Source organism: Micromonospora sp. RB23 (assembly GCF_053585025.1).
In genome coordinates this window covers 4,903,631-4,925,781 of sequence record NZ_CM132111.1, presented here as the reverse complement: position 1 = coordinate 4,925,781, position 22,151 = coordinate 4,903,631, and the positions used below count along the sequence as shown (strand labels likewise).

General features: G+C 70.9%; 17 protein-coding genes. 11 read left to right on the top strand and 6 right to left on the bottom strand.

Features of this window, described 5'->3' with window-relative positions; genetic code table 11:
- Window positions 1–21: 21 nt before the first annotated feature.
- The 5 genes from ACTFTM_RS22300 to ACTFTM_RS22280 all read left to right on the top strand — a co-directional run bounded on the left by ACTFTM_RS22300 (window position 22) and on the right by ACTFTM_RS22280 (window position 3,112).
- The gene (locus ACTFTM_RS22300) at window positions 22–444 is read left to right on the top strand and encodes a roadblock/LC7 domain-containing protein (protein ID WP_433534743.1); all 423 of its coding nucleotides are present in this window, start codon (window positions 22–24) and stop codon (window positions 442–444) included.
- 5 nt (window positions 445–449) lie between these two features.
- Entirely contained in the window at window positions 450–836 is a 387-nt protein-coding gene (locus tag ACTFTM_RS22295; protein ID WP_449562428.1) for a DUF742 domain-containing protein, read from the top strand.
- A complete protein-coding gene (locus tag ACTFTM_RS22290) occupies window positions 817–1,428 on the top strand; it encodes a GTP-binding protein (RefSeq protein WP_449562427.1) in 612 nt (203 codons plus the stop codon). Before ACTFTM_RS22295 ends, ACTFTM_RS22290 begins: the two co-directional genes overlap by 20 nt.
- Window positions 1,429–1,512: 84 nt before the next feature.
- Window positions 1,513–1,848, top strand: coding sequence for a YciI family protein (locus tag ACTFTM_RS22285; RefSeq protein WP_449562426.1), 336 nt, complete (start codon window positions 1,513–1,515; stop codon window positions 1,846–1,848).
- 4 nt (window positions 1,849–1,852) lie between these two features.
- Window positions 1,853–3,112, top strand: coding sequence for an RNA polymerase sigma factor (locus ACTFTM_RS22280; RefSeq protein ID WP_449562425.1), 1,260 nt, complete (start codon window positions 1,853–1,855; stop codon window positions 3,110–3,112).
- Window positions 3,113–3,443: 331 nt separating this feature from the next.
- On the opposite strand, the gene ACTFTM_RS22275 is transcribed toward ACTFTM_RS22280, so the two are convergent.
- Together ACTFTM_RS22275 and ACTFTM_RS22270 are read right to left on the bottom strand one after the other, a co-directional pair.
- On the bottom strand, window positions 3,444–3,881 hold the full coding sequence (locus tag ACTFTM_RS22275) for a DUF6228 family protein (RefSeq protein ID WP_449562424.1): 438 nt from the start codon (window positions 3,879–3,881) through the stop codon (window positions 3,444–3,446).
- A 109-nt stretch (window positions 3,882–3,990) separates the two neighbouring features.
- Entirely contained in the window at window positions 3,991–6,843 is a 2,853-nt protein-coding gene (locus ACTFTM_RS22270; RefSeq protein WP_449562423.1) for an aconitate hydratase, read from the bottom strand.
- Window positions 6,844–7,104: 261 nt separating this feature from the next.
- Between ACTFTM_RS22270 and ACTFTM_RS22265 the strand changes: the two genes are divergently transcribed.
- Window positions 7,105–7,836 carry a DedA family protein gene (locus ACTFTM_RS22265; RefSeq protein ID WP_449562422.1) on the top strand — a complete coding sequence of 244 codons (732 nt, stop codon included), beginning with the start codon at window positions 7,105–7,107 and terminating at the stop codon, window positions 7,834–7,836.
- 76 nt (window positions 7,837–7,912) lie between these two features.
- On the opposite strand, the gene ACTFTM_RS22260 is transcribed toward ACTFTM_RS22265, so the two are convergent.
- Window positions 7,913–8,575, bottom strand: a complete 663-nt coding sequence (locus tag ACTFTM_RS22260) for a C39 family peptidase (protein WP_449562421.1) — start codon at window positions 8,573–8,575, stop codon at window positions 7,913–7,915.
- 652 nt (window positions 8,576–9,227) lie between these two features.
- Complete coding sequence (locus tag ACTFTM_RS22255) at window positions 9,228–9,407, bottom strand: hypothetical protein (protein ID WP_449562420.1); 180 nt, start codon at window positions 9,405–9,407, stop codon at window positions 9,228–9,230.
- A gap of 19 nt (window positions 9,408–9,426) precedes the next feature.
- Between ACTFTM_RS22255 and ACTFTM_RS22250 the strand changes: the two genes are divergently transcribed.
- From ACTFTM_RS22250 to pulA, 5 genes are all read left to right on the top strand, one after another.
- The gene (locus tag ACTFTM_RS22250) at window positions 9,427–10,206 is read left to right on the top strand and encodes a hypothetical protein (RefSeq protein WP_449562419.1); all 780 of its coding nucleotides are present in this window, start codon (window positions 9,427–9,429) and stop codon (window positions 10,204–10,206) included.
- A gap of 50 nt (window positions 10,207–10,256) precedes the next feature.
- Window positions 10,257–10,646, top strand: coding sequence for a hypothetical protein (locus ACTFTM_RS22245; protein ID WP_449562418.1), 390 nt, complete (start codon window positions 10,257–10,259; stop codon window positions 10,644–10,646).
- Window positions 10,647–10,781: 135 nt separating this feature from the next.
- Window positions 10,782–11,447 (top strand): cellulose binding domain-containing protein, encoded by a 666-nt coding sequence (locus ACTFTM_RS22240; RefSeq protein WP_449562417.1) that lies wholly within the window; start codon window positions 10,782–10,784, stop codon window positions 11,445–11,447.
- Window positions 11,448–11,540: 93 nt separating this feature from the next.
- Window positions 11,541–12,233 (top strand): cellulose binding domain-containing protein, encoded by a 693-nt coding sequence (locus tag ACTFTM_RS22235; protein ID WP_449562416.1) that lies wholly within the window; start codon window positions 11,541–11,543, stop codon window positions 12,231–12,233.
- A 110-nt stretch (window positions 12,234–12,343) separates the two neighbouring features.
- On the top strand, window positions 12,344–17,857 hold the full coding sequence (gene pulA, locus ACTFTM_RS22230; RefSeq protein WP_449562415.1) for a pullulanase-type alpha-1,6-glucosidase: 5,514 nt from the start codon (window positions 12,344–12,346) through the stop codon (window positions 17,855–17,857).
- Window positions 17,858–17,930: 73 nt separating this feature from the next.
- On the opposite strand, the gene ACTFTM_RS22225 is transcribed toward pulA, so the two are convergent.
- Window positions 17,931–19,577, bottom strand: coding sequence for a hypothetical protein (locus ACTFTM_RS22225; RefSeq protein WP_449562414.1), 1,647 nt, complete (start codon window positions 19,575–19,577; stop codon window positions 17,931–17,933).
- A gap of 338 nt (window positions 19,578–19,915) precedes the next feature.
- Window positions 19,916–21,658 carry a right-handed parallel beta-helix repeat-containing protein gene (locus ACTFTM_RS22220; protein ID WP_449562413.1) on the bottom strand — a complete coding sequence of 581 codons (1,743 nt, stop codon included), beginning with the start codon at window positions 21,656–21,658 and terminating at the stop codon, window positions 19,916–19,918.
- Between the last annotated feature and the right edge of the window lie 493 nt (window positions 21,659–22,151).

Genomic DNA, 22,151 nt, shown 5'->3' with positions numbered 1-22,151 from the left:
GGGCGAGAAGAGGACGACGAAGTGGCCCAGAAGACGGCTTCGAGTGCCGACCTGACGTGGTTGCTGGATGATCTGGTAGGCCGGGTGAAGCAGGCCGAGCATGCGGTCGCGCTCTCCACCGACGGGTTGTTGATGGCTTCCTCGCAGGGGCTGAGCCGGGACGACGGCGAGCACCTCGCGGCGATGGCGGCCGGCATCCAGAGCCTGGCCCGGGGCGCCGGCAAGCGCTTCGGCGGCGGGCAGGTGCAGCAGACAATCATCGAGATGCAGTCGTCGTTCCTGTTCGTCACCGCCGCCGGCCGCAACGCCTGTCTGGCCGTCCTCGCCACCGAGGACGCAGACGTCGGGCTCATCGCGTACGAGATGGCGATGCTCGTCACCCGCGTCGGCAAGTACGTGGCATCCCCGTCGCGGGGCGCCGAACAGTCGGCTGGCGAGAGGTAACGGCCATGACGGTGCACGGGGATTCCGCAGAACATCAGTGGGTGGATGACCATGCGGGCCCGGTGGTGCGCCCGTACGCGGTGACGCGCGGGCGGGCTCGCCCGGTCACCGGCACGTTCGACCTGATCTCCCTGGTCACCGCGACCCGCGCCGACGTGACGCCGGAGGTCGGGATCGGTCCTGAGCACCTGGCGATCGTCGGCCTGTGCCAGCGAATACAGTCCGTCGCCGAGATCGCCGCCCACCTCGACCTGCCGGTGGGAACCATCCGGGTGCTCCTCGGCGACCTGGCGGCCCGCAACCTCGTGCAGGTACGCGAGCCGCAGACCACGGCCGGCCTTCCCGACAACAGCATCTTCGAGGCGGTAATCAATGGACTACGGGCACTCTGACCGGCCGGCGGGAGCGACGCCACTGCCCACCGCGATCAAGATCCTGGTCGCCGGCGGTTTCGGCGTGGGCAAGACCACCATGGTCGGAGCGGTGAGCGAGACCCGGCCGTTGCGCACCGAGGAGGTGCTGACCGAGACCGGCGTCGGCATCGACGACCTGTCCGGGGTGGAGAGCAAAACCACCACCACCGTGGCGATGGACTTCGGCCGGATCACCATCAGCGACGACCTGGTGCTCTACCTGTTCGGCACGCCCGGGCAGGACCGGTTCTGGTTCGTCTGGGACGAGCTGGCGCTGGGCGCGATCGGTGCGGTGGTTCTGGCCGACACCCGTCGGCTGGCCGACTGCTTCCCGTCGATCGACTACTTCGAGGGCCGGGGCACCCCGTTCGTCGTGGCGGTCAACTGCTTCGAGGGCGCGCGCACGTACCGGCTCGACGAGGTGCAGACCGCGCTGAACCTCGACCCGGGCGTACCGGTGCTGCTCTGCGACGCCCGGCAGCGGGAGTCCAGCAAGGAGGTGCTGGTGACCCTCATGGAGCACGCCATGAAGACCCGCGAGGCTCGTCGGCGCGCCGCCAGCGGGGACTGACCGAGTTTTTTTCCGGGGAGGCTGTCCGGATCGCTCCTGTCCGCTCGTCATGCTGGCGACAACCCGAGAGACAGGGAGCGACCGATGAAGTTCATGATGTTCGTCTGTAGCGACACCGCGCCGGACACCGACCCGACCGAGCTGCCCGACATCCACAAGTGGGTGGCCGACAACGACGCCCGGGGCCGCCGCCTGACCGGCAACGTGCTGGCACCGGCCAGCGCGGCCACCACGGTCCGTGTTCGGAACGGCGAGCTGCTGGTCTCCGAGGGGCCGTTCGCGGAGACCGCCGAGGTGATCGTGGGCTTCGACCTGCTCGACTGCGCCGACGTGGACGAGGCGATCGAGGTGGCACGTACCCACCCGATGTCCCGGGAGGGGCGGCTGGAGCTGCGCCCGTTCGGCGCTCTGCCCAGCTGATCCGATGATCCGCACCGACACCACGACCGGTGCGCCGGACAGCGTCGGCCCGGCCGCGGCGGCGCGGGCCGTCGCGGCCGCCGGCATGGACGCGTACCCCCGGATTGTCGCGACCCTGATCCGACTGACCGGGGACTGGGCGTTGGCCGAGGACTGCGCCCAGGAGTCGCTGGCCGCCGCGCTGGAACGCTGGCCCGGCGACGGTGTGCCGGCCAACCCGGGTGGCTGGCTGATGACGGTAGCCCGTAACCGCGCGATCGACGTGCTGCGCCGGGCCGCCGTCGAGCGTCGCAAGCTGCACGAGCTGGCGGTGCTCGCGCCGGAGGACCCACAGCCCGAGGCCGGAGCGGGGGAGGACGTGGTGGACGACCGCCTACGGCTCATCTTCACCTGCTGCCATCCGGCGCTCGCCCTCGACGCCCGGGTGGCGCTGACGCTGCGGACCGTCTGCGGGGTGCCGACCGTCGACATCGCCCGCCTCCTGCTGGTCAGCGAGTCGACGATGACCCGCCGGCTGACCCGTGCCCGGACCCGCATCGCGCAGGCCGGCATCCCGTACCGGGTGCCGAGCGGACCGGCGCTGGCCGAACGCCTGCCGGGCGTGCTCGCCGTGCTGTACCTGCTCTTCACCCCCGGCTACGTACCCGACGGCGAACCGGCGTTCGCCGACGAGGCCGTGCGCCTGGCCCGGCTGCTGGACGGGTTGCTGCCGCAGCAGTCCGAGGTCGCCGCGCTGCGGGCGCTGCTGCTGTTCCAGCACTCCCGTCGGGACGCCCGTCGGGACGCCGCGGGCAACCTGCTCACCCTCGCGCGGCAGGACCGCACGCGGTGGGACCGCGCGGCCATCGCCGAGGGCCAGGCCGCTCTTGCTCGGGTACGCGACGACGGGCCGTACGCGTGGCAGGCCCGGATCGCGGCCTGCCACGCCACCGCCACGTCCGTCGACGCCACCGACTGGGCGACGATCGCCGGCGCCTACGACGCGCTTGTCGACATCCGGCCGTCGCCGGTGATCGCAGTGAACCGCGCGCTCGCGCACGGCTACGCGTACGGGCCGGCCGCCGGGCTGGCCCTGCTCGCCGAGGCGCGTGCCGAGGGTGGGCTGTCCGGGAATCCGCTCGCGGTGGCGGTCGAGGCCGACCTGGTGGCCCGGCAGGGCGATCCGCTGCGGGCCGTCACGCTGTTCCGGCAGGCGGCAGCGACGGTCGGCTCCGCCGCCGAGCGCCGAGCCCTGCTCGACCGGGCGGACGAACTCTCCCGCTAACAAACCCGCCCCACTCCGCCCCACCCGCCCGGCCCCGCCCCGCCCCGCCCCGCCCCACCCCCGCGCGTCGCCGATCATGGAGTTGTGGTGGGCAACAAAAACCCCGTGCAACCTCAAACCAGGCACCACAACTCCATGATCGGCGGGCCGGTACCGCCCCCGCCCAGCGATCTTGCACGTTCTGCTGCGGCAAAAGGGGTATCCCACTCATGTGGACGGCAGAAACTGCAAGATCGGCGCGATCTCCCCGCTCGGCCCACTCAAGGCCGCCGGGTCGAAGGCGAGTGACGGTCGCGACGGGAAGACGGATGGCTGTACCGCTCGACCGGCCCTATCCGCCGAGGAGATGACGGATGTCAGCCGCCAGTCTGGTCATCTCCTCGCCAGCTTCCACCATCAAGACCGTCCGGGCCGACCACGCATCGTCGGCATACGCCTGCCGAGCACGCCTCAGCGTCACGCCGATGGCTACGTGGCCCCGCCCGTCATGGTGCGCATCTATCTGCAGCTCACCGTCGAGCGAGCACCAATTTCGTTTGCCCTCCCAGCCCCGCCAGTCGTCCGCCAGGGACTGAAAGAACCACTCAAGAGTCTCGTCCTCGGGCGCCCACCGACCCGCCAACGTGGCGCTCGTCTTCGCCATCATGCCCTCGTCGGAGATCTCTGATCGCACAGCGAGGATGTAGCCGTCGCCGTAGGGGTCGGTTGGAGGGTGCAGTGCCCAGTGGCAGCTTGTCCCTGGCGGATTCAGCACAAAGGGCTCTTGCATGGTCAACATGATGGCCCATGCATTCGCTACGTCCCGAGGAGCCACCTGGACACGACGCAGGCTCCCTCCCGCCGAAGCGGAAAGGAGCCTGCGAGACGCCGGTACGTGATCAGTTGGCGATCATGCGGCGCAGCACGTACTGCAGGATGCCGCCGTGGCGGTAGTAGTCCGCCTCGCCCGGGGTGTCGATGCGCACGACGGCCTCGAACTCCACGCCCGTGTCGGTCGTGACCGTCACCGTGCGCGGGGTCTCGCCGTCGTTCAGGGCCGTCACACCGGTGATGGTGAACATCTCGGTGCCGGTGAGGCCCAGCGACTCGGCGGTGACGTCCACCGGGAACTGCAACGGCAGCACGCCCATGCCGATGAGGTTGGAGCGGTGGATCCGCTCGTACGACTCGGCGATGACCGCCCGTACGCCCAGCAGCATGGTGCCCTTGGCCGCCCAGTCCCGCGACGAGCCCGAGCCGTACTCCTTGCCGGCCAGGATGACCAGCGGGATGCCGGCCTCCTGGTAGGCCATCGAGGCGTCGTAGATGGAGGTCTGCTCGCCGGTGAGGTGGTTGACGGTGAAGCCGCCCTCCACCCCGGGCACGAGCTGGTTACGGAGCCGGATGTTGGCGAAGGTGCCCCGGATCATCACCTCGTGGTTGCCCCGACGCGAGCCGTACGAGTTGAACTCGTGGCGCGGCACGCCGTGCTCGGCCAGGTAGGTGCCGGCGGGGGAGTCCGCCTTGATCGCGCCGGCCGGCGAGATGTGGTCGGTGGTCACCGAGTCACCCAGCTTGGCCAGCACCCGCGCGCCGGAGATGTCGACGACCGGGCTCGGCGTCTGCTGCATGCCCTCGAAGTACGGGGGCTTGCGCACGTAGGTCGAGTCGCTGTCCCAGGCGAAGGTGTCGCCGGTCGGCGTGGGCAGCGACTGCCACCGCTCGTCGCCCGCGAAGACGTCGGCGTACGCGGCGCTGAAGCCGGTCGCCCCGATCGCCTGGGCGATGACGTCCTGGATCTCGGCGCTGTTCGGCCAGATCTCCCGCAGGTAGACCGGGTTGCCGTCGCTGTCCTCGCCGATCGGCTCGTTGGCCAGGTCGATGTCCATCGTGCCGGCCAGGGCGTACGCGACGACCAGCGGCGGGGACGCCAGGTAGTTCATCTTGACGTCCGGGTTGATCCGGCCTTCGAAGTTGCGGTTGCCGGAGAGCACCGAGACGACCGACAGGTCGTGCTCGTTGACCGCGGCCGACACCTCCTCGGGCAGCGGGCCCGAGTTGCCGATGCAGGTCGTGCAGCCGTAGCCGACCAGGTTGAAGCCGAGCTTGTCCAGGTACGGCGTGAGCCCGGCCCGCTCGTAGTAGTCCATGACGACCTTCGAGCCCGGGGCCAGGGTGGTCTTCACCCACGGCTTGCGGGTCAGGCCCTTCTCGACCGCGTTGCGGGCCAGCAGGGCCGCGCCGATCATCACCTGCGGGTTGGACGTGTTGGTGCAGGACGTGATCGCGGCGATCACCACGGCGCCGTGGTCCAGCTCGTACTCGACGCCGTCGGTGCCGGTGACCCGGATCGGGTTGCTGGCCCGACCGCCGGCGCCGGTGGCCGCGGTCTCCAGGTCGCGCGGCTCGTCGGCCGGGTCGCTGAACTCGTTGGCGGGCGGGTCGCTGGCCGGGAACGACTCGGCGCTGGCCTCGTCGGCCGGGCCGTTCGCGCCGCGCGGCAGCTCCTCGCGGGCCACGCTCGGCTTGAGGTCACGCTCGCCGGTGGAGTCGTCGGCGACGTAGTCGGTCAGCGCCGAGCGGAACAACGTCTTGGCGCTGCCCAGCGGGACCCGGTCCTGCGGGCGCTTCGGGCCGGCGAGCGACGGCTCGATGGTGCCCAGGTCCAGCTCCAGGCGCTCCGAGTACGACGGCTCGGCGGCCGGGTCGTGCCAGAGGCCCTGCTCCTTGGCGTACGCCTCGACGAGCGCGACCTGCGCGGCGTCGCGGCCGGTCAGCTCCAGGTAGCGGACGGTCTCGGCGTCGATCGGGAAGATCGCCACGGTGGAGCCGTACTCCGGGGACATGTTGCCGATGGTGGCCCGGTTGGCCAGCGGAACGGCGCTCACGCCGGGGCCGTAGAACTCGACGAACTTGCCGACCACGCCGTGCTTGCGCAGCATCTCGGTGATGGTCAGCACCAGGTCGGTGGCGGTGGTGCCGGCCGGCATCTCGCCGGAGAGCTTGAAGCCGACGACCCGGGGGATCAGCATGCTGACCGGCTGGCCGAGCATCGCGGCCTCGGCCTCGATGCCGCCGACGCCCCAGCCCAGCACGCCCAGGCCGTTGACCATCGTGGTGTGCGAGTCGGTGCCGACGACGGTGTCCGGGTACGCCTGCCCGTTGCGTTCCATGATCGTGCGGGCCAGGTACTCGATGTTGACCTGGTGCACGATGCCGGTGCCCGGCGGGACGACCTTGAACTCGTTGAACGCGGTCTGGCCCCAGCGCAGGAACTGGTAGCGCTCCCTGTTGCGCTCGTACTCCAGCTCGACGTTGCGGGCGAACGCGTCCTCGCGGCCGAACAGGTCGGCGATGACCGAGTGGTCGATGACCAGCTCGGCGGGGGCGAGCGGGTTCACCTTGGTGGCGTCGCCGCCCAGGTCACGCACGGCCTCGCGCATGGTGGCCAGGTCGACCACGCAGGGCACGCCGGTGAAGTCCTGCATGAGCACCCGCGCCGGGGTGAACTGGATCTCCACGCTCGGGTCGGCGGTCGGGTCCCAGCCGCCGAGCTGCTGGATGTGGTCGGCGGTGATGTTCGCGCCGTCCTCGGTCCGCAGCAGGTTCTCCAGCAGGATCTTCAGGCTGTACGGCAGCCGATCGTGGCCGTCCACCTTGTCGATCTTGAAAATCTCGTAGCTCGCGTCTCCGACGCGTAGCTGGGTCTTCGCACCGAAGGTGTCGAGGCTCGCCACGTCGTACTCCTTCACACCAGCGACCGTGAGTAGTCCTGAGCAGTCTGTCGCACCGGCCGGGGTGCCGCCGAGGTTAGGTAGCACTTACCGCCGATTCCGTTCTCAAACAAAACCGTACGTCCGTCTTGCTATTTGCGCAACCCGGCAGGCCCGCTCCTCCATGCCTTACCCCTAGCCTCCTAGGACGCGCTACGCGGTGTGCGCTATGAGCCGAGGGACCGGCCCGGCGCGCCCACCGCGGGTAGGGTTCGAGGCCCGGCCGGAGGAGGGTCACCCGTGTTCGACGTCCAGCACTGGCTCGTGTCGCTGCCGCCGGTCGCGGTCTACCTGCTCGTCGCCGGGGTGATCGGCGTGGAGAGCATGGGCGTCCCGCTGCCCGGTGAGATCGTCCTGGTCAGCTCGGCCCTGCTCGCGGCCACCGGCGTGGTGGAGCCGGAGTGGGTGGCGACGGCTGCCGCGACCGGAGCCATCGTCGGCGATTCCATCGGGTACGCGGTGGGTCGTCGCGGGGGACGTCCGTTGCTCGCCCGCCTGGGCCGACGCTTCCCCCGTCATCTCGGCCCCGCCCAGCTCGCCCGCGCCGAGCAGAGCTTCGCCCGGCACGGTGTGTGGGCGGTGTTCTTCGGCCGGTTCGTGGCGCTACTGCGGATCCTGGCCGGCCCGCTGGCCGGGGCCCTGCACGTGCCGTACCGGCGGTTCCTGCTGGCCAACGCCGCCGGTGGGCTGGTCTGGGCGTTCGGCACCACGTACCTGCTGTTCAGCGTCGGCCGGGCGGCCGAGCACTGGCTCAAGGACATCTCCTGGGCCGGCCTGGTCCTCGCGGTGCTGGCCGGCCTGGGCAGCACCTGGTGGCTGCGTCGACGTGCCCACCGTCTGGAAGCCGCCGAGCCGGTGCCGTCCACGGAGGCAGTGCCGTCCACGGAGGCAGTGCCATCCACGGAGGCAGTGCCATCCACGGCAGTGGCGTCCGCCGAGCCGATGCCGTCCGCCGGGCGACCGCACGCCTGAACACTTCCCGTTCGGAACTAGAAACGCCGAAAGGGCCGGACCCCGTGATCGGGGTCCGGCCCTTGTCGGTTGCTCCTTAGCTGGTGGCGTAGCCGCGGGTGGCGATCCAGTCGGCGAGGTGTTCGACGGTGATGTCGTAGGCGGCGGTGTTCGGGTCGGCGGAGTCGGCGATCCGTACCACGTTGCCGTTGTCGCGGTAGCCCACGACGCTGATGTAGTGCCCGCCCTCGAAGGAGTGGATACCACCGTCGGTGTCGGTGCTGGTGCCGGCGATGTTGGCGACCACGGCGCGGCCGTTGTCGACGGTCTTGACGATGTCGGCGCGCAGCTGGTCGGTCTGCTTGGCGTCGGCGTCGGGCTTGCTGATCTCGACCGAGTGGTAGGCGTCGGTCTTGCCGGTCTCCTTGTTCAGGACCGGGGTGATGTCGTTGATGGAGTTGGTGCCGGCTTCGGTGGTGCCCATCTCCTTGGCCATGGCGTCGACGCTGATGTTCTTGCCCTGCACGCTCAGGGCGTTGCGGGCGGCGGCGGGGCCGCAGTAGTAGAAGTTGGGCTGGGCTTCGTAGCGCACGCCCAGCTGCCGCTCACCGTGGCCCTTGCGGTCGTTCTGGGTCTGCGACACGGGCTTGGCGGTGCTCTGCGCGGCGAACGCGGTGGTGACGGGGCCGGCGATGGCGCCGCCGGTGAAAGCGAGGCCGGCAGCGGTCAGAGCGGTCTTGCGAATCAGATCGGTACGCATGATGGCGTGCTCCTCTGCTTCATTCGGGGGAAACGCACACGGCACACGGGGGCGTGCCGGGCGGGAAAGTCCGTGTAAGCGGGGATCGGTCCCGGCGACCCGACAAGGGGGGTCTGCGCGGGGGGTGGTGCAACGGTCCGGGCCGGCGGGTCATTCCCGCCGCGGACCGGGGGCCGGCCGGGTGCTGCTCGGCCGTGCGGGGGTGTAACGACGCCGGCCGGGCGGGTGTTCCCGGCGGGCGGCTACCGGCTCTGGGCCGGGTGGTACTCGGTCGCGCGGGGGTGTAACGACGCCCGCCGGCCGGGTGTTCCCGGCGGCCACCCGGTGACCCGGGGTCGCGGCGGCGTGCCAGGTATAACGACCCCGCCCGGCCAGCGATTTCCGCCGCCAGGGTGCGACCCGTCACCGCACCCGCGCCTGAACGGGACAAACCACCCAGGCGGGACAGGCTGCCGGGCCCCACGGGTGATGATCGACTCGACATCGCCGACCTGGCGGCATCTGCGCACGGAGGATGCTCCGACAAGATCGTGCTCGAACCAGGAAAGAGGCCCCTCAGCGTGCGATCGAGGCCACTACAACCATGATCGAGCACGATCATGCCGGCACGCCACGTTCCACACGGACGTCCCCAGGTCGCCCGGAAGGTTGGTTAGGCGGAGTCCGCTGACTCACCGGCCTGGGCGTGACGTTCCCGCAGTCGCTGCCGGATCTCCTCCGGGGTGTACGCGCGCCGCCGCCGCTCGGCGCGGGCGATGACCACACCGGACGCTGCCACCCCGGCGAGGCCGGCCAGACCGAGAATCTTCCACCACCGCATTCCCTGCCGCATCGGCCTAGGCTAGTCCCTCATGAGCATCAGCCTGGATGAGGCCGTCGAGTTGACCCGCACCGGCGACGTGTGGGTGTTCCGGGGTCGTAGCGTGCCGGACCGGGCGATCCAGTTCACGACGAACAGTCCGGTCAACCACGTCGGAATGGCGGTGGTGCTCGACGACATGCCGCCGCTCATGTGGCACGCCGAGTTGGGCAAGTCGCTGCCCGACCTGTGGTCGGGCACGCACCAGCGTGGTGTGCAGCTGCACGACCTGCGGGACGCGGTCTCCGTGTGGGCCAACCGGTACGGTCAGCGGGCCTGGCTGCGGCAGCTCGATCCGCCGGCCGAGGGTGAGATGGAGCGCGCGGTGCTGCGGACCGTCGCGCGTCTGGACGGTACGCCGTTCCCGTCGACGGCGCAGTTGGCGTGGCGGTGGGTGCGCGGCCGGGTGCCGTCGATGCCGGGTCCTGGCCGGGCGGCCCTTCGAGCCGTGTCGCGGGCCGCCCAAGCCGTTCCGGGGATGCCGGCCACCCCGGACACGCCGGCAGGCCCAGGCACCCCGGAAAGCTCAGGCACGCCAGCAAGTCCGGGCACGGCGGCCGTTCCGAGCAGCTCGGCGGCCAAGGAGCGCGCGTTGGAGACGGCGTACTGCGCCGAGGTCGTGGCCGTGACGTACGAGGCGATGGGCCTGCTGCCGGCCGGTAAGCGTCCAAACTGGTACGACCCGGGTCGGTTCTGGAGTGGTGACGACCTGGGGTTGGCCGGGGGCGCCCGTCTGGGTACGGAGATCGAGGTGCGCGTTCCGCCCAGGTGAGGGCTCGAGCCGAGGTTTGGCCCACCCGGTGAGCGGCAATTGCTGTGCCCGTGAACGCCTCCACGGATCTCGACACGCTGACCGGCTTCTTCGACCGGTACGGCGCCGCGTTGACCTCGGGCGACCTGCCGTCCCTCGGTGGTTGTTACGCCCTGCCCGGGCTGGTGGTGGCGGACACGTACAGCTTCTCGTTCACCTCGCTGGCGGCGGTCGCGTTGTCCTTCGTGGGCGCCGCACCCGACTACCAGGAGCGGGAACTGATCGCCGCGCACGCCCGCATCGAGGACGTGCAGCCGGTGTCGGCGCTGCTGACCCTGGTGTCGGTCGAGTGGGAGTTCCTGGACAGTCAAGGGCGTGCGGTGCCGGGGGAGCGGTACCGCTACCTGCTGCGGAACTCGGGTGAGGGTCCGCTGATCTGCACGGTCGTCCGGACGGCCTGACCGGCGGCGGACCGTCGACGCGGCCGAGCCGTTTTCTGCGCGGAGGGGGCCGGTCGGTCTGATCCGTACCCGCCCGGTTTCTCCTCCGGCCGGCGCTGGCTACGCTGTCGCGTCGGTGGGACGAGGGGAGACCTGATGGCGGTGGGGCCGGACGGCGCGGGAGGTCCGCGGACGGCGCGAGTGGTGCTGTCGTTGCCGTGGATCGTGGTGCTGGTGGGCGTCTGCGCGCTGGCGGTGCTGTTGGTGGTCGCGCTGTTGTCGTTCCGTACCCGCGAGCGGGAGGGCGCGCCGCGTGCCGCGCCGCCGGTGTTCCTGCCGACGACGCCGGCCGTGGCGTCGTCGGCGCCGACACCCGGTGGGCTGGAGCGGCGGACGGCGTCGCCGCGTGCCTCGCGCAGCAGCCGGACGCCGTCGCCGCGCGCCACCACGAAGTCGCCGTCGGCGGGGGCGACGAGCGCGGCGGCGCTGGCGACGAGGGACCCGGCGTTGTCGGCGCAGTACAAGGTCGGTACGGATGGCTGGAACGCGACCGAGGCCACCCTGTCGGTGACCAACGAGTCGGACGGGTCGGTGGACTGGCGGGTGGAGTTGGCCTTCGCGGACGACACGCGGGGCCTGCGGGTGAGCGGCGCGGCGGGGATCTCGGTGGCGGCGCAGGGTGACGGCGCGTTCGTGCTCAGCGGCGGAGAGTCGTTGGGTGCGGGTGACACGCAGACCCTGCGGTTGCGGGTCAGTTGGGATGGATCGGCGCAGCGTCCGGTGCGGTGCGTGGTCAACGGGGTGGAGTGCCGGCTCAGCTGACCGGGCGTCGGGTCGGGTCGCACGCGACGCCGGCGCTTTCCGGGGCGGGCCGTCGATCGCTAGGCTGCCCGGACGGCCCGCTGAGGGAGGTACATGTCCGGCATGCGTCGTGCCCCGCGACCATCGCACGGTCCGGCGGCCATCGCGTCGTCGCCGTGGATCGTGGTGGGTGCCGGCGTCGTCGTGATGGTGGTCCTGCTGTTCGTGGCCCTGGGCGCGTACCGGGGGCGTAGTCCGGCGCGGGACGACGGGCCCCCACCGGCGGGTCTGCCGTTGCCGCAGGCGCCGGTGTCGCCGTCCGGGCTGTCGCCGACGCCGCTGCCGCAGAATTCGGCGCTGCTGCCCGGGTTGTCGCCGCGGGCGACCGGGTTGCCGCCGAGCACGCCGGCCATGTCGCGGCCGCCGGCGGTCGGCCCGTCGGTGGCGTCGACGTCGGCGCGGCCGGCGTCCCGGCCGCCGCCGCAGCAGCCGCCGGCGGTGGGTGGACGCTACCGGGTGGTGCAGAGCTTCGACGGCGGTTTCATCGGCGAGGTGCTGATCGTCAACGCGTCCGGTGTGGACCGCGGGTGGACGGTGCGGTTCGAGTTCGCCGGTGGCCGGTTGGTGACCACCTGGGTCGAGGGCGTGCCCCAGGGGACGGTGCGGCAGTTCGACGGCGGTTTCACGTACGTCAGTGGGGTCGACGTGCCGGCCGGTGGGTCGGTGGCGCTGCGCTTCCACCTGGAGCGGGCGTCCACGACGCCGCGCGGGTGCACTGTCGACGGGGCGCGTTGTAGCGGGTTCTGAGCGACGCTTGCGCAAGTTTGCTGTCCTGTTACGACTTTGTTTGCAAGGTATTGCAGATCGTTGCGGCAAGGGTTAGCGTGCGGCCAATCACGACCAGAGGAAGGTTGTCGATGAAACCCCCGCCGATCCCCCGTACCGCCCTGCTCGCACTCGCCTGCCTGCTCACCGTCACCCTCGTCGGTACGCCGGAATCCGCGCGTCCACTCGGCGCCGACGCCGACGCCGACGCCGACCCCCGCCCCTCCAGCACCGAGCCCCTGGCCGCGGCCGGCGCCGTGCAGTGGCGTGACGAGCCCACCGCCGACGCGCTGCTGGCAGCGGGCGCCGACACCGCGCGCGCCGAGCAGTTCTACTTCGTCCTGCCGGACCGGTTCGCCAACGGCGACCGGCGCAACGACTCCGGCGGGCTCACCGGCGACCGGCTGCGCACCGGACTCGACCCGACCGACAAGGGCTTCTACCACGGCGGCGACCTCAAGGGCGTGATCGACAAGCTGGCCTACATCCAGGGCCTGGGCACCACCGCCATCTGGCTCGCGCCGATCTTCAAGAACCGCCCGGTGCAGGCCAGGGGGGACGACATCTCGGCCGGCTACCACGGCTACTGGATCACCGACTTCACCCAGGTCGACCCGCACTTCGGCACCAACGCCCAGCTCAAGGAACTGGTCTCGCTGGCGCACCGGCGGGGCATCAAGGTCTATCTCGACGTCGTGGTCAACCACACCGCCGACGTCATCAGGTACGCCGAGGACCGCTACGCCTACGTGGACAAGGCGACCTCGCCGTACACGGACGCGCAGGGGCGGGCCTTCGAGGACCGCAACTACGCCGACGGCAGCCGGGACTTCCCGACCGTCGACGCGAACGCCGGCCCGTACACGCCGGTTTTTCCCGAGCCGGGTGACGCGACCGCGAAGGCGCCGGCCTGGCTCAACGACGCCAGCATGTACCACAACCGGGGCGACTCCACGTTCTCCGGCGAGAACAGCGAGTACGGCGACTTCGCTGGCCTCGACGACCTGTGGACCGAACGTCCCGAGGTGGTGCGGGGGATGACGAAGGCGTACGGCGACTGGATCGGCGCGACCGGCGTCGACGGGTTCCGGCTGGACACCGTCAAGCACGTCAACATGGACTTCTGGCCGCAGTTCACCCGGGGTGTCGAGCGGGCCGCCGAGAAGGCCGGCAAGCGGGACTTCTTCGTGTTCGGGGAGGTCTACAGCGCCAACCCGGAGATCACGTCGACGTACGTGCGGCGCGGCGGCCTGCCGGCCACCATCGACTTCGCCTTCCAGGAGGCGGCGCGGGGCTACACGGCGGGCGGCGGCTCGGCGAAGGCCCTCGCCGACGTGTACGCCCGCGACGACCTCTACGCCGCCCGCGACACCGACGCCGGCCGGCTGACCACCTTCCTCGGCAACCACGACATGGGCCGGATCGGCTCGTTCATCGCTGGCGGCGGCACCGACCCGGCCAGTCACCTGCGCCGCGACCAGCTCGCCCACCAGCTCATGTTCCTCACCCGCGGCCAGCCGGTGATCTACTCGGGTGACGAGCAGGGCTTCACCGGTCCCGGTGGGGACCGGGACGCCCGGCAGGACATGTTCGCGTCGAAGGTGCCCGACTACCTCGACGACGACCTGCTCGGCACCGACCGCACCCATGCCAGTGACCAGTTCGACACCGCCCACCCGCTGTACCGGACGATCTCCGAGTTGGGCCGGCTACGCCAGGCGCACCCCGCGCTGCGCGACGGCATCCAGGTCACCCGGTACGCCGCCGACGGTCCCGGTGTGTTCGCCGCCTCCCGCGTCGCGCCCGCGGACCGCACCGAGTACGTCGTCGCCGTGAACAACGCCGCGACCGCGCAGACTGTCAGCGTGGACACCTGGTCGGCCGGCGTCACCTTCACCGGCATCTACGGCGGTTCCGCCAGCGCGAAGGCCGGCGGCGACGGGAAACTCACGCTGACCGTGCCGCCGCTGTCGGCGGCCGTGTACCGCGCGGGCAGCCCCATCGCCCGGCCGAGCGGCGCGCCGACCATCGCCATCACCACCCCCGCCCCCGGCGCGTCGGTGGCCACCCGCGCGGCGGTGACCGCGAAGGTGACCGGCGACCCGCTGGCGACCGTCACCGTGGCGGCCCGGGTCGGCGGCGGCCGGTGGACGTTGCTGGGCAGCGCCGACCACGCGCCGTACACGGTGCACCACGACCTGGACGGGCTGGCCGGCGGCACCCGTGTCGAGTACCGCGCGGTCGTCCGTGACGGGCGGGGCCGCATCGCCACCGCCCGGTCCGTCGCCGTCGTCGGCACGCCCGAGCTGGGCGGATCCCGCGACTGGGCGGTGGTGCACTACCAGCGTCCGGCCGGCGGGTACGACGACTGGGGGCTGTACGCCTGGGGCGATATCGACCCGGCGTACGTCACCGAGTGGCCCAAGGGGCAACCGTTCGCCGGGGAGGACTCCTACGGCCGGTTCGCCTGGGTGAAGCTCAAGCCGGGCGCGAAGTCCGTGGGTTTCGTGGTCGTCGACTCCGGTGGCACGAAGGACGTCGCCCAGGACCGCAGCATCGACGTGACGACCACCGGTGAGATCTGGCTCAAGCAGGGCGACGCGACCGTCTATCCGAGCAGGCAGGCGGCGACCGGGCAGCCGGACCCGGCGGTCGAGGAGGGCACCGCGGTGATCCACTACCGGCGGGCCGACGGCAACTACGACGGCTGGGGTCTGCACCTGTGGGACGGCGCGGCCAACCCGACCGACTGGGCCAGCCCGCTCGCGCCCACGTCGACCGACGCGTTCGGCGCGGTGTTCCGGGTGCCGCTGGCGGCCGGGGCCACCGGGCTGAACTACATCGTGCACAAGGGTGACACCAAGGACCTGCCCGACGACCAGCGGCTCGACTTCGCCAGCGCCGGACGGGAGGTGTGGCTGCTCGCCGCCACCCCGGGGCGTCTGCTGCCGGGCACCGCGACCAGCGCCGGAGGGGACACCGACATCGGCAAGCAGAAGGCGCACTGGATCGACCGGTCCACCATCGCCTGGCAGACCCCACCGACCGACGGCCGGGTGTACGCCCTGGTGGCCGCACCGGCCGGCGGGGTGAGCGTCGTCGACGGGGAGCTGTCCGGGGCGTACACCAGTCTGCCGTTGCGCGCGCAGCGCAACGGGCTCACCGAGGCCCAGCGCGCGGCGTTCCCGCACCTGTGGTCCCACCGGGCCTTCACCCTCGACCGGGGTGACCTGGCGAAGGTGCCGGCGGCGCTGCGCGGGCAGCTCCTGGTCACCGAGCGCGACGCCCAGGGAAAGCTGCTCGCCGCCACCGGCGTGCAGATCCCCGGCGTGCTCGACGACGTGTACTCACGAGCCACCCAGGTCACGCTCGGTCCGACCTTCGCCGGCCGGACGCCGAGCCTCGCGCTCTGGGCGCCGACCGCCCGGACGGTGGAGCTGGAACTGTTCGACTCGCCCACGGCCGCGTCGAGGACGGTGCCGATGCGCCGCGACGACCGCACCGGCGTCTGGTCGGTACGCGGCAGCCACGCCTGGACGGGGAAGTACTACCGCTACCGGGTGCAGGCGTGGCAGCCCGCCGCCCAGCGGATGGTCACCGCGTCGGTCACCGACCCGTACTCGGTGTCCCTCGCGGCGGACTCCACGCACAGCCAGCTCGTCGATCTGAACGACCCGGCGCTGGCCCCGCCCGGGTGGCGCACGCTGCGCAAGCCGGCCGCGGTGCCCGCGTCGAAGGCGCAGATCTCCGAACTGTCGGTGCGCGACTTCTCCATCGCCGACGAGACCGTGCCGGCCGAGCGGCGGGGGACGTTCCTCGCGTTCACCGACCCGGGGACCGCCGGCATGAGGCACCTGCGGGCGCTCGGCGACGCCGGCGTCACCCACCTGCACCTGCTGCCGGCGTTCGACTTCGCCACGATCCCCGAGAAGCGGGCCGACCAGCGCCAGCCGGCCTGCGACCTGGCGGCGTTGCCGCCGGACTCGGACCAGCAGCAGAAGTGCGTCGCGGCCGTCGCCGACACCGACGGTTACAACTGGGGGTACGACCCGCTGCACTACACCGTTCCGGAGGGCGGCTACGCGGTCGACCCGAGCGGGGCGGCGCGGACCGCCGAGTTCCGCCGCATGGTGGCCGGGGTGAACGACGCCGGCCTGCGGGTCGTCATGGACGTGGTCTACAACCACACGGCGGCGGCCGGCGTCGACACGAACTCGGTGCTCGACCAGGTGGTGCCCGGCTACTACCACCGGTTGCTCGACGACGGCACGGTCGCCAACTCCACCTGCTGCGCCAACACCGCTCCCGAGCACGCGATGGTGGGCAAGCTGGTGGTCGACTCGCTCGTCACCTGGGCCCGTCAGTACAAGGTGGACGGTTTCCGGTTCGACCTCATGGGCCACCACCCGAAGGCGAACATCCTGGCCGTCCGTACGGCCCTGGACAAGCTGACCGTCGCCCGGGACGGCGTGGACGGCAAGGCGATCATGCTCTACGGCGAGGGCTGGAACTTCGGCGAGGTCGCCAACGACGCCCGGTTCGAGCAGGCCACCCAGGCCAACATGGCCGGCACGGGCATCGGCACGTTCAACGACCGGCTGCGGGACGCGGTGCGTGGCGGCGGCCCGTTCGACGTCAACCCCCGCGCGCAGGGCTTCGCCTCCGGGCTCTACACCGACCCCAACGGCGACCCGGTGAACGGCTCGACGGCCACGCAGAAGGCCCGACTCCTGCACTCCCACGACCTGATCAAGGTGGGCCTCACCGGCAACCTGCGGGACTACCGGTTCACCGACACCTCCGGGCGTACGGTCACCGGGGCGCAGGTGGACTACAACGGCTCACCCGCCGGGTACACCGCCGCGCCGGGGGAGGCGGTCACGTACGTCGACGCGCACGACAACGAGATCCTGTACGACGCGTTGGCGTACAAGCTGCCGCAGCACACCAGCGCGGCGGACCGGTCCCGGATGCAGGTGCTCGCGCTCAGCACGGTGGTGTTGGGGCAGGGCACCGGGTTCGTCACCGCCGGTACCGAACGGCTCCGGTCGAAGTCGCTGGACCGCAACTCGTTCAACTCCGGTGACTGGTTCAACCAGATCCGCTGGGGCTGCGCCGACGGCAACGGGTTCGGCGTCGGCCTGCCACCGGCGCAGGACAACCAGGACAAGTGGCCGTACGCCAAGCCGCTGCTCGCGGACCCGGCCCTGGTGCCCGACTGTTCGGCGATCGACACGACCGACGCCCGGTACGCCGAGCTGCTGCGCATCCGGGCGTCGTCGCCGGTGTTCGGGTTGGGTAGCGCCGAGCAGGTGCAGCGGCGGGTGGCGTTCCCCCTGTCCGGCGAGTCGGAGACCCCGGGCGTGCTGACCATGACCCTGGACACCCGCGGCCTGGGCGGCACGTGGACGTCGCTGACGGTGGTCTTCAACGGCACTCCGGAGACGACGAGGCAGACGGTGACGGGTCTGCGCGGCGCGGACGTGTCGCTGCACCCGGTGCTGGTGAACTCGGCCGACCCGACGCTGCGGACGGCGTCGTTCGACCGGGCGGCCGGCGTCTTCACCGTACCGGCGCGCAGCGTGGCGGTGTTCGTTCAGAAGTGAGCGGGGACCGGCCCCCTCCCGCGTCGCGCGGAAGGGGGCCGGTCCGTGTGGTGCTTCGTGCGTCGTTCGTCGATCAGGCGAAGCAGTTCTCGATGGCGCCGCCCGGAATGGCCAGGCAGTTCGTCGGACGGTTCGCGGTGATGGCGGACTTGTCGTCCACGTTCACCGGCCCGAAGAAGGTGAACACACCGCCCGGCGCGAAGGTCGAGAAGTTGTTGGCGACCTTCGTCTTCGACAGGTTGACCTCGCCGAAGATGTTGAAGATGCCGCCGCCGACCCCGATCGGGCCGATGGCCCGGTTGCCGACGACCTCGGTGCCGCGCAGCGTGAGGACGCTGCCGGCGTTGAAGACCCCGCCGCCGAAGAAGCCGGCGGTGTTCTCCTTGATCCAGCTGTCCTCGACGGTCACCGCGCTGTCGAAGGCGATGGCGAGACCGCCACCGACCCCGGCGGTGCTGTTCTTCGCCACCGTCACCTTGTGCAGGTTCAGCTGGCTGTCCGCCGCCGCCAGACCACCACCGGCGAGGACCGCCGTGTTCGAGGTGATCTCGGTGTCGTACGCGGTGGTGTTGCCCTCGATGTCGAGGTAGCCGCCGCCGAAGCCCAGCGTCTCGTTGTCGCTGATCACGGCCTTCTTCAGCTCGACGGTGCCACCGTCGACGTCGTCGGTGAAGATCCTCGCGGCGCCGTTGGAGATGCCGCCACCGCCGATGATCGCGGTGTTGTCCTTGATCTTCGACTCCTCGACGTTGAGCAGGCCGGCGTTGAACACACCGCCACCGAAGAAGAACGCGGTGTTGCCCGCGACGGTGCTGTGCCAGATCTTCGTGGTGCCGAAGTTGGCCACGCCGCCGCCGTTGCCGCCGGACTGGTTGAGGACGACCTCGGACTCGATGATCTCGGCCGTGCCGCCCGGCTGGACCAGGATGCCCGCGCCGTCGTTGTCATCCGGCTCCTCGACGAGCGGCGTGACGGCGCCCGGCGCGGCCTTCGTGGTGGCCTTCGCCGTCACCTTCGGCGCGGCCTTCAGGCCGGCCTTCGGGTTGGCCTGCCGCGCGGCGAGGGCCTGGTTCAGTGGAGTACCGGCCTTCACCTGCGCCGCGATCGCCTCGGAGTCCGAGTAGGACGCCCAGACGGCCGCCGGCTCGACGGCGCTGAACAGCTCCAGGGTCTGACCACCCTTGATGGTCAGGCCCTTGATGGTGAGGTGTCCGCCCGCGCCGACGTTGAGGATCCGGAAGTAGTCGGCCGTGGCCTCGCGGGCGATCGTCGTGTGCTCGCCCTTGAGGGTGATGCGCTCGGTGATCACCGGCAGGCCGTTGCCCTCGTAGTCGTTGCGGGTCAGGTTGTAGGTGCAGCCCTTGGCCAGCTCCAGCACACCGCCGTGCTTGTTGTTGGCGAACACGATCGCCTGGATCAGCTTGTCGGTGTCGCAGGGCACCTCCTTCCCGCGCTCGTGGTCCTTGTCCCGGTCCTTGCCCTTGTCCTTGTCCCGGTCCTTGTCCCAGTCACGACCCTCGTCACCGTGCTGGTCGCCGTCCTTGCTGACCTGCGCGGTGTTCCAGTTCAGGCCGACCGCCCCGGCGCTGCCCGCGACGCCCACCGCCGCGAGACTGATCACGCCCGTCAGACCGGCCACGCCGCTGGCGAGCCAGAGCTTGCGACGGCGTTTGGCCGTCGCCCGCCCGGAGGCTTCGTTGTTCGTTAGGTAGTTGGACATCGGAGCTCTCTGCCCTCTCCTCGTACCAGACAGGGTCGCCGCCCTCAGACGGTCGTCCCCTGCTACAAATCGGTTGTAGCTCCCAAGAACACCGTATGAGAATGTTCCTCGCCTCGCGGGAGTATCCGAAACAACCCCACATTCGGTTCATGTTGGGCGTTGATGACTCGGGCGGGCACGCTCGGCACCGTTGGTGGCGGACCCGCCCGGAGGCCCCGGCCGGGCACGCCGCCCCCAAGCCGGGCTGTCAGGCCCCTGACCAGCCGAAACGGGTACGCCCCTCCGTGCCGCTGCCGGCTCGGAGGGGCGTGCCCTCTATGTGGTTCAGCCCCGCCCGGTCAGGCGAAGCAGTCCCGAACGTTGAAGCAGTTCGTCGGCCGGTTGGCGGTGACCGCAGACTCGTCGTCAAGCAACACGGTTCCGCCGAGGCTGTTGAAGATGCCCCCCGGTGCGAGCGTGGAGAAGTTGTGCGCCACCGTCGTCCGGTGGAGCGTGACCTCGCTCCCCTCGGTGTTGAGGATGCCGCCGCCACGGGCGAACGGACCGATGGCCCGGTTGCCGACGACCTCGCTGTCGCGCAGCGTCGTGCGGCTCTCGTCGTTGAAGAGGCCGGCACCGCCGGACCCCGCGGTGTTCTCCGTGATCACGGTGTCCTCGATCGTCGCGGTGCTGTCGGAGACGACCGCCAGACCACCACCATCGCGGCCAGTGCTGTTCCTGGCCACCGTGGCCTGCTTCAGGCTGAGCTGGCTGTCGGCCACGGCCACGCCGCCGCCCGCCAGAACCGCCGTGTTGTCGGTGACCCTCGTGTCGTGCAGGGTCGTGCTGCCCTCGACGTCCAGGACGCCGCCACCGAAACCGAGCGTCTCGTTCTCGGTGATCTCGCTCTTGTAGACCCAGACCGCGCCACCGTCGACACCGTCGGTGAGGATGTCGGCCGCGCCGTTGGCGATGCCGCCGCCACCGATGATGCCGGTGTTGTCCTTGACCGTGGACTCGTCGACCTGGAGCACGCCGGCGTTGAAGATGCCGCCGCCGTAGAGGAAGGCGGTGTTGTGTGCCACCGTGCTCTTGCTGAGCCGCGTCGAACCGAAGTTCGCCAACCCGCCGCCGTTGCTGCCGGACTGGTTGTAGAGCAGTTCGCTGTCCAGGATCTCGGCCCGACCCCCGGGCTGTACGAGCACCCCGGCACCGTCGTTGAAGCCGGGCTCCTCCACCAGCGGCACGATCCCCGTGGCGGCCACCGGCGTGGCGGTCGCTGTCGGCGTGGCCGTGGTGGCGGACCGGGCCGCCGCCCCCTTGGCCGCCGCCTTCGTGGCCGCCGCCGCCTCGGCCGTCGTGGCGGCTGGTGCCGTGGGCTGCGCCGGCTTGGCTGCCGCCTGCTTGGCTGCCGCCTTCGTGGCTGTCGCCGGCTTGGCTGCCGTCCCGGTGGTCGGCTTGGCTGCGGTCGTTGGCTTCACCGCAGCCGGCTTGCCGGTGGTGGCCGTCGCCGTGGCGGCTGGGACGGAGGTCGAGTACGACCCCCAGACCGTGGCCGGCTCCACCGTGGCCGCCTGCCGGATGGTTTGCCCACCCCTGATGCTCAGGCCCTTGAGGGTGAGGTTCCCGCCCGGACCCACGTTCAGGATCCGGAAGTAGTCGGCGTTGGCAGCGCGGCCGATGACCGTGTGCTCGCCCTTGAGGGTGATGGGCTCGGTGATCACCGGAAGACCGTTGCCGTCCTGGCTGCGGGTCAGCGTGTAGGTGCAGCCCTTCGCCAGTTCGAGGACGCCTCCGTCGCCGCTGTTGGCGAAGGTGATCGCCTGGATCAGCTTGTCCGAGTCGCAGGGCACCTGCCTGCCGCGGTCCTTGTCGTGGCGCTCGTCGTCACCGCCGCGAGCGTCGAAGCCGCTCCAGTCGTCGCCGCTGGACCCTTCGTCGTCGCTTCCCTTGTTCTCGTCGGCGTTCCCGCCGGCGTCGCTGACGTTCTGCCGGTTCGTCGACGGCTGGGCGTCGGACACCCGATCGGAGGTGGGCTTGTCGTCCCGCGCGGCGATACCGCCGAGGGCGGCCAAGCCCACCACCCCGGTCAGGCCGGCCACGCCGGCGACCCATAGCGCCCGTCGTCGTCGTGTCGGCGGCGCCGTGGAGGCCCCGCCCTCGGTACTCGTTATGTCATCGGACATCAGAGCCTTCCGCCCTTCCTACTACCAGACGGGGTCGCACCGCCCGCAGCGCCACGACCAGCTACAAATGGCATGTAGCCTCTGATGCTCACCGTATGAGAACTATCTTCGCGAGGCGGACGTATCCGAGAAAAGCCCGCATATGCCTCAGGTTAGGGCACGGGCCACTAAGGGGTCGGGCTGACCGGAAGGGGCGTGAGCAGGCCAAACGCCCGGTAGTCGGGCATCCTGCTCGGTCGTGGGGCGCTTGGCGCGGTCTGATCGACTCGCGTTCCCTGAAGACGCGGTGTCCGAGCACGGCCGACGCCCCGACACCCCGGAAGCCGAGTCGATCAAGCCTGAGTCGGCCGGAAGAGCCGGCCGGGGGGCAAGAAAGCGCGGGCCGGGCCGGACGTTGAGGCGTCCGGCC

Coding starts and splice junctions, on each gene's coding strand:
- ACTFTM_RS22295 (WP_449562428.1), top strand. CDS start 450: ATGACGGTGCACGGGGATTCCGCAGAACATCAGTGGGTGGATGACCAT.
- ACTFTM_RS22290 (WP_449562427.1), top strand. CDS start 817: ATGGACTACGGGCACTCTGACCGGCCGGCGGGAGCGACGCCACTGCCC.
- ACTFTM_RS22285 (WP_449562426.1), top strand. CDS start 1,513: ATGAAGTTCATGATGTTCGTCTGTAGCGACACCGCGCCGGACACCGAC.
- ACTFTM_RS22280 (WP_449562425.1), top strand. CDS start 1,853: ATGATCCGCACCGACACCACGACCGGTGCGCCGGACAGCGTCGGCCCG.
- ACTFTM_RS22275 (WP_449562424.1), bottom strand. CDS start 3,881: ATGCAAGAGCCCTTTGTGCTGAATCCGCCAGGGACAAGCTGCCACTGG.
- ACTFTM_RS22260 (WP_449562421.1), bottom strand. CDS start 8,575: ATGCGTACCGATCTGATTCGCAAGACCGCTCTGACCGCTGCCGGCCTC.
- ACTFTM_RS22255 (WP_449562420.1), bottom strand. CDS start 9,407: ATGCGGCAGGGAATGCGGTGGTGGAAGATTCTCGGTCTGGCCGGCCTC.
- ACTFTM_RS22250 (WP_449562419.1), top strand. CDS start 9,427: ATGAGCATCAGCCTGGATGAGGCCGTCGAGTTGACCCGCACCGGCGAC.
- ACTFTM_RS22240 (WP_449562417.1), top strand. CDS start 10,782: ATGGCGGTGGGGCCGGACGGCGCGGGAGGTCCGCGGACGGCGCGAGTG.
- ACTFTM_RS22235 (WP_449562416.1), top strand. CDS start 11,541: ATGTCCGGCATGCGTCGTGCCCCGCGACCATCGCACGGTCCGGCGGCC.
- pulA (WP_449562415.1), top strand. CDS start 12,344: ATGAAACCCCCGCCGATCCCCCGTACCGCCCTGCTCGCACTCGCCTGC.
- ACTFTM_RS22225 (WP_449562414.1), bottom strand. CDS start 19,577: ATGTCCAACTACCTAACGAACAACGAAGCCTCCGGGCGGGCGACGGCC.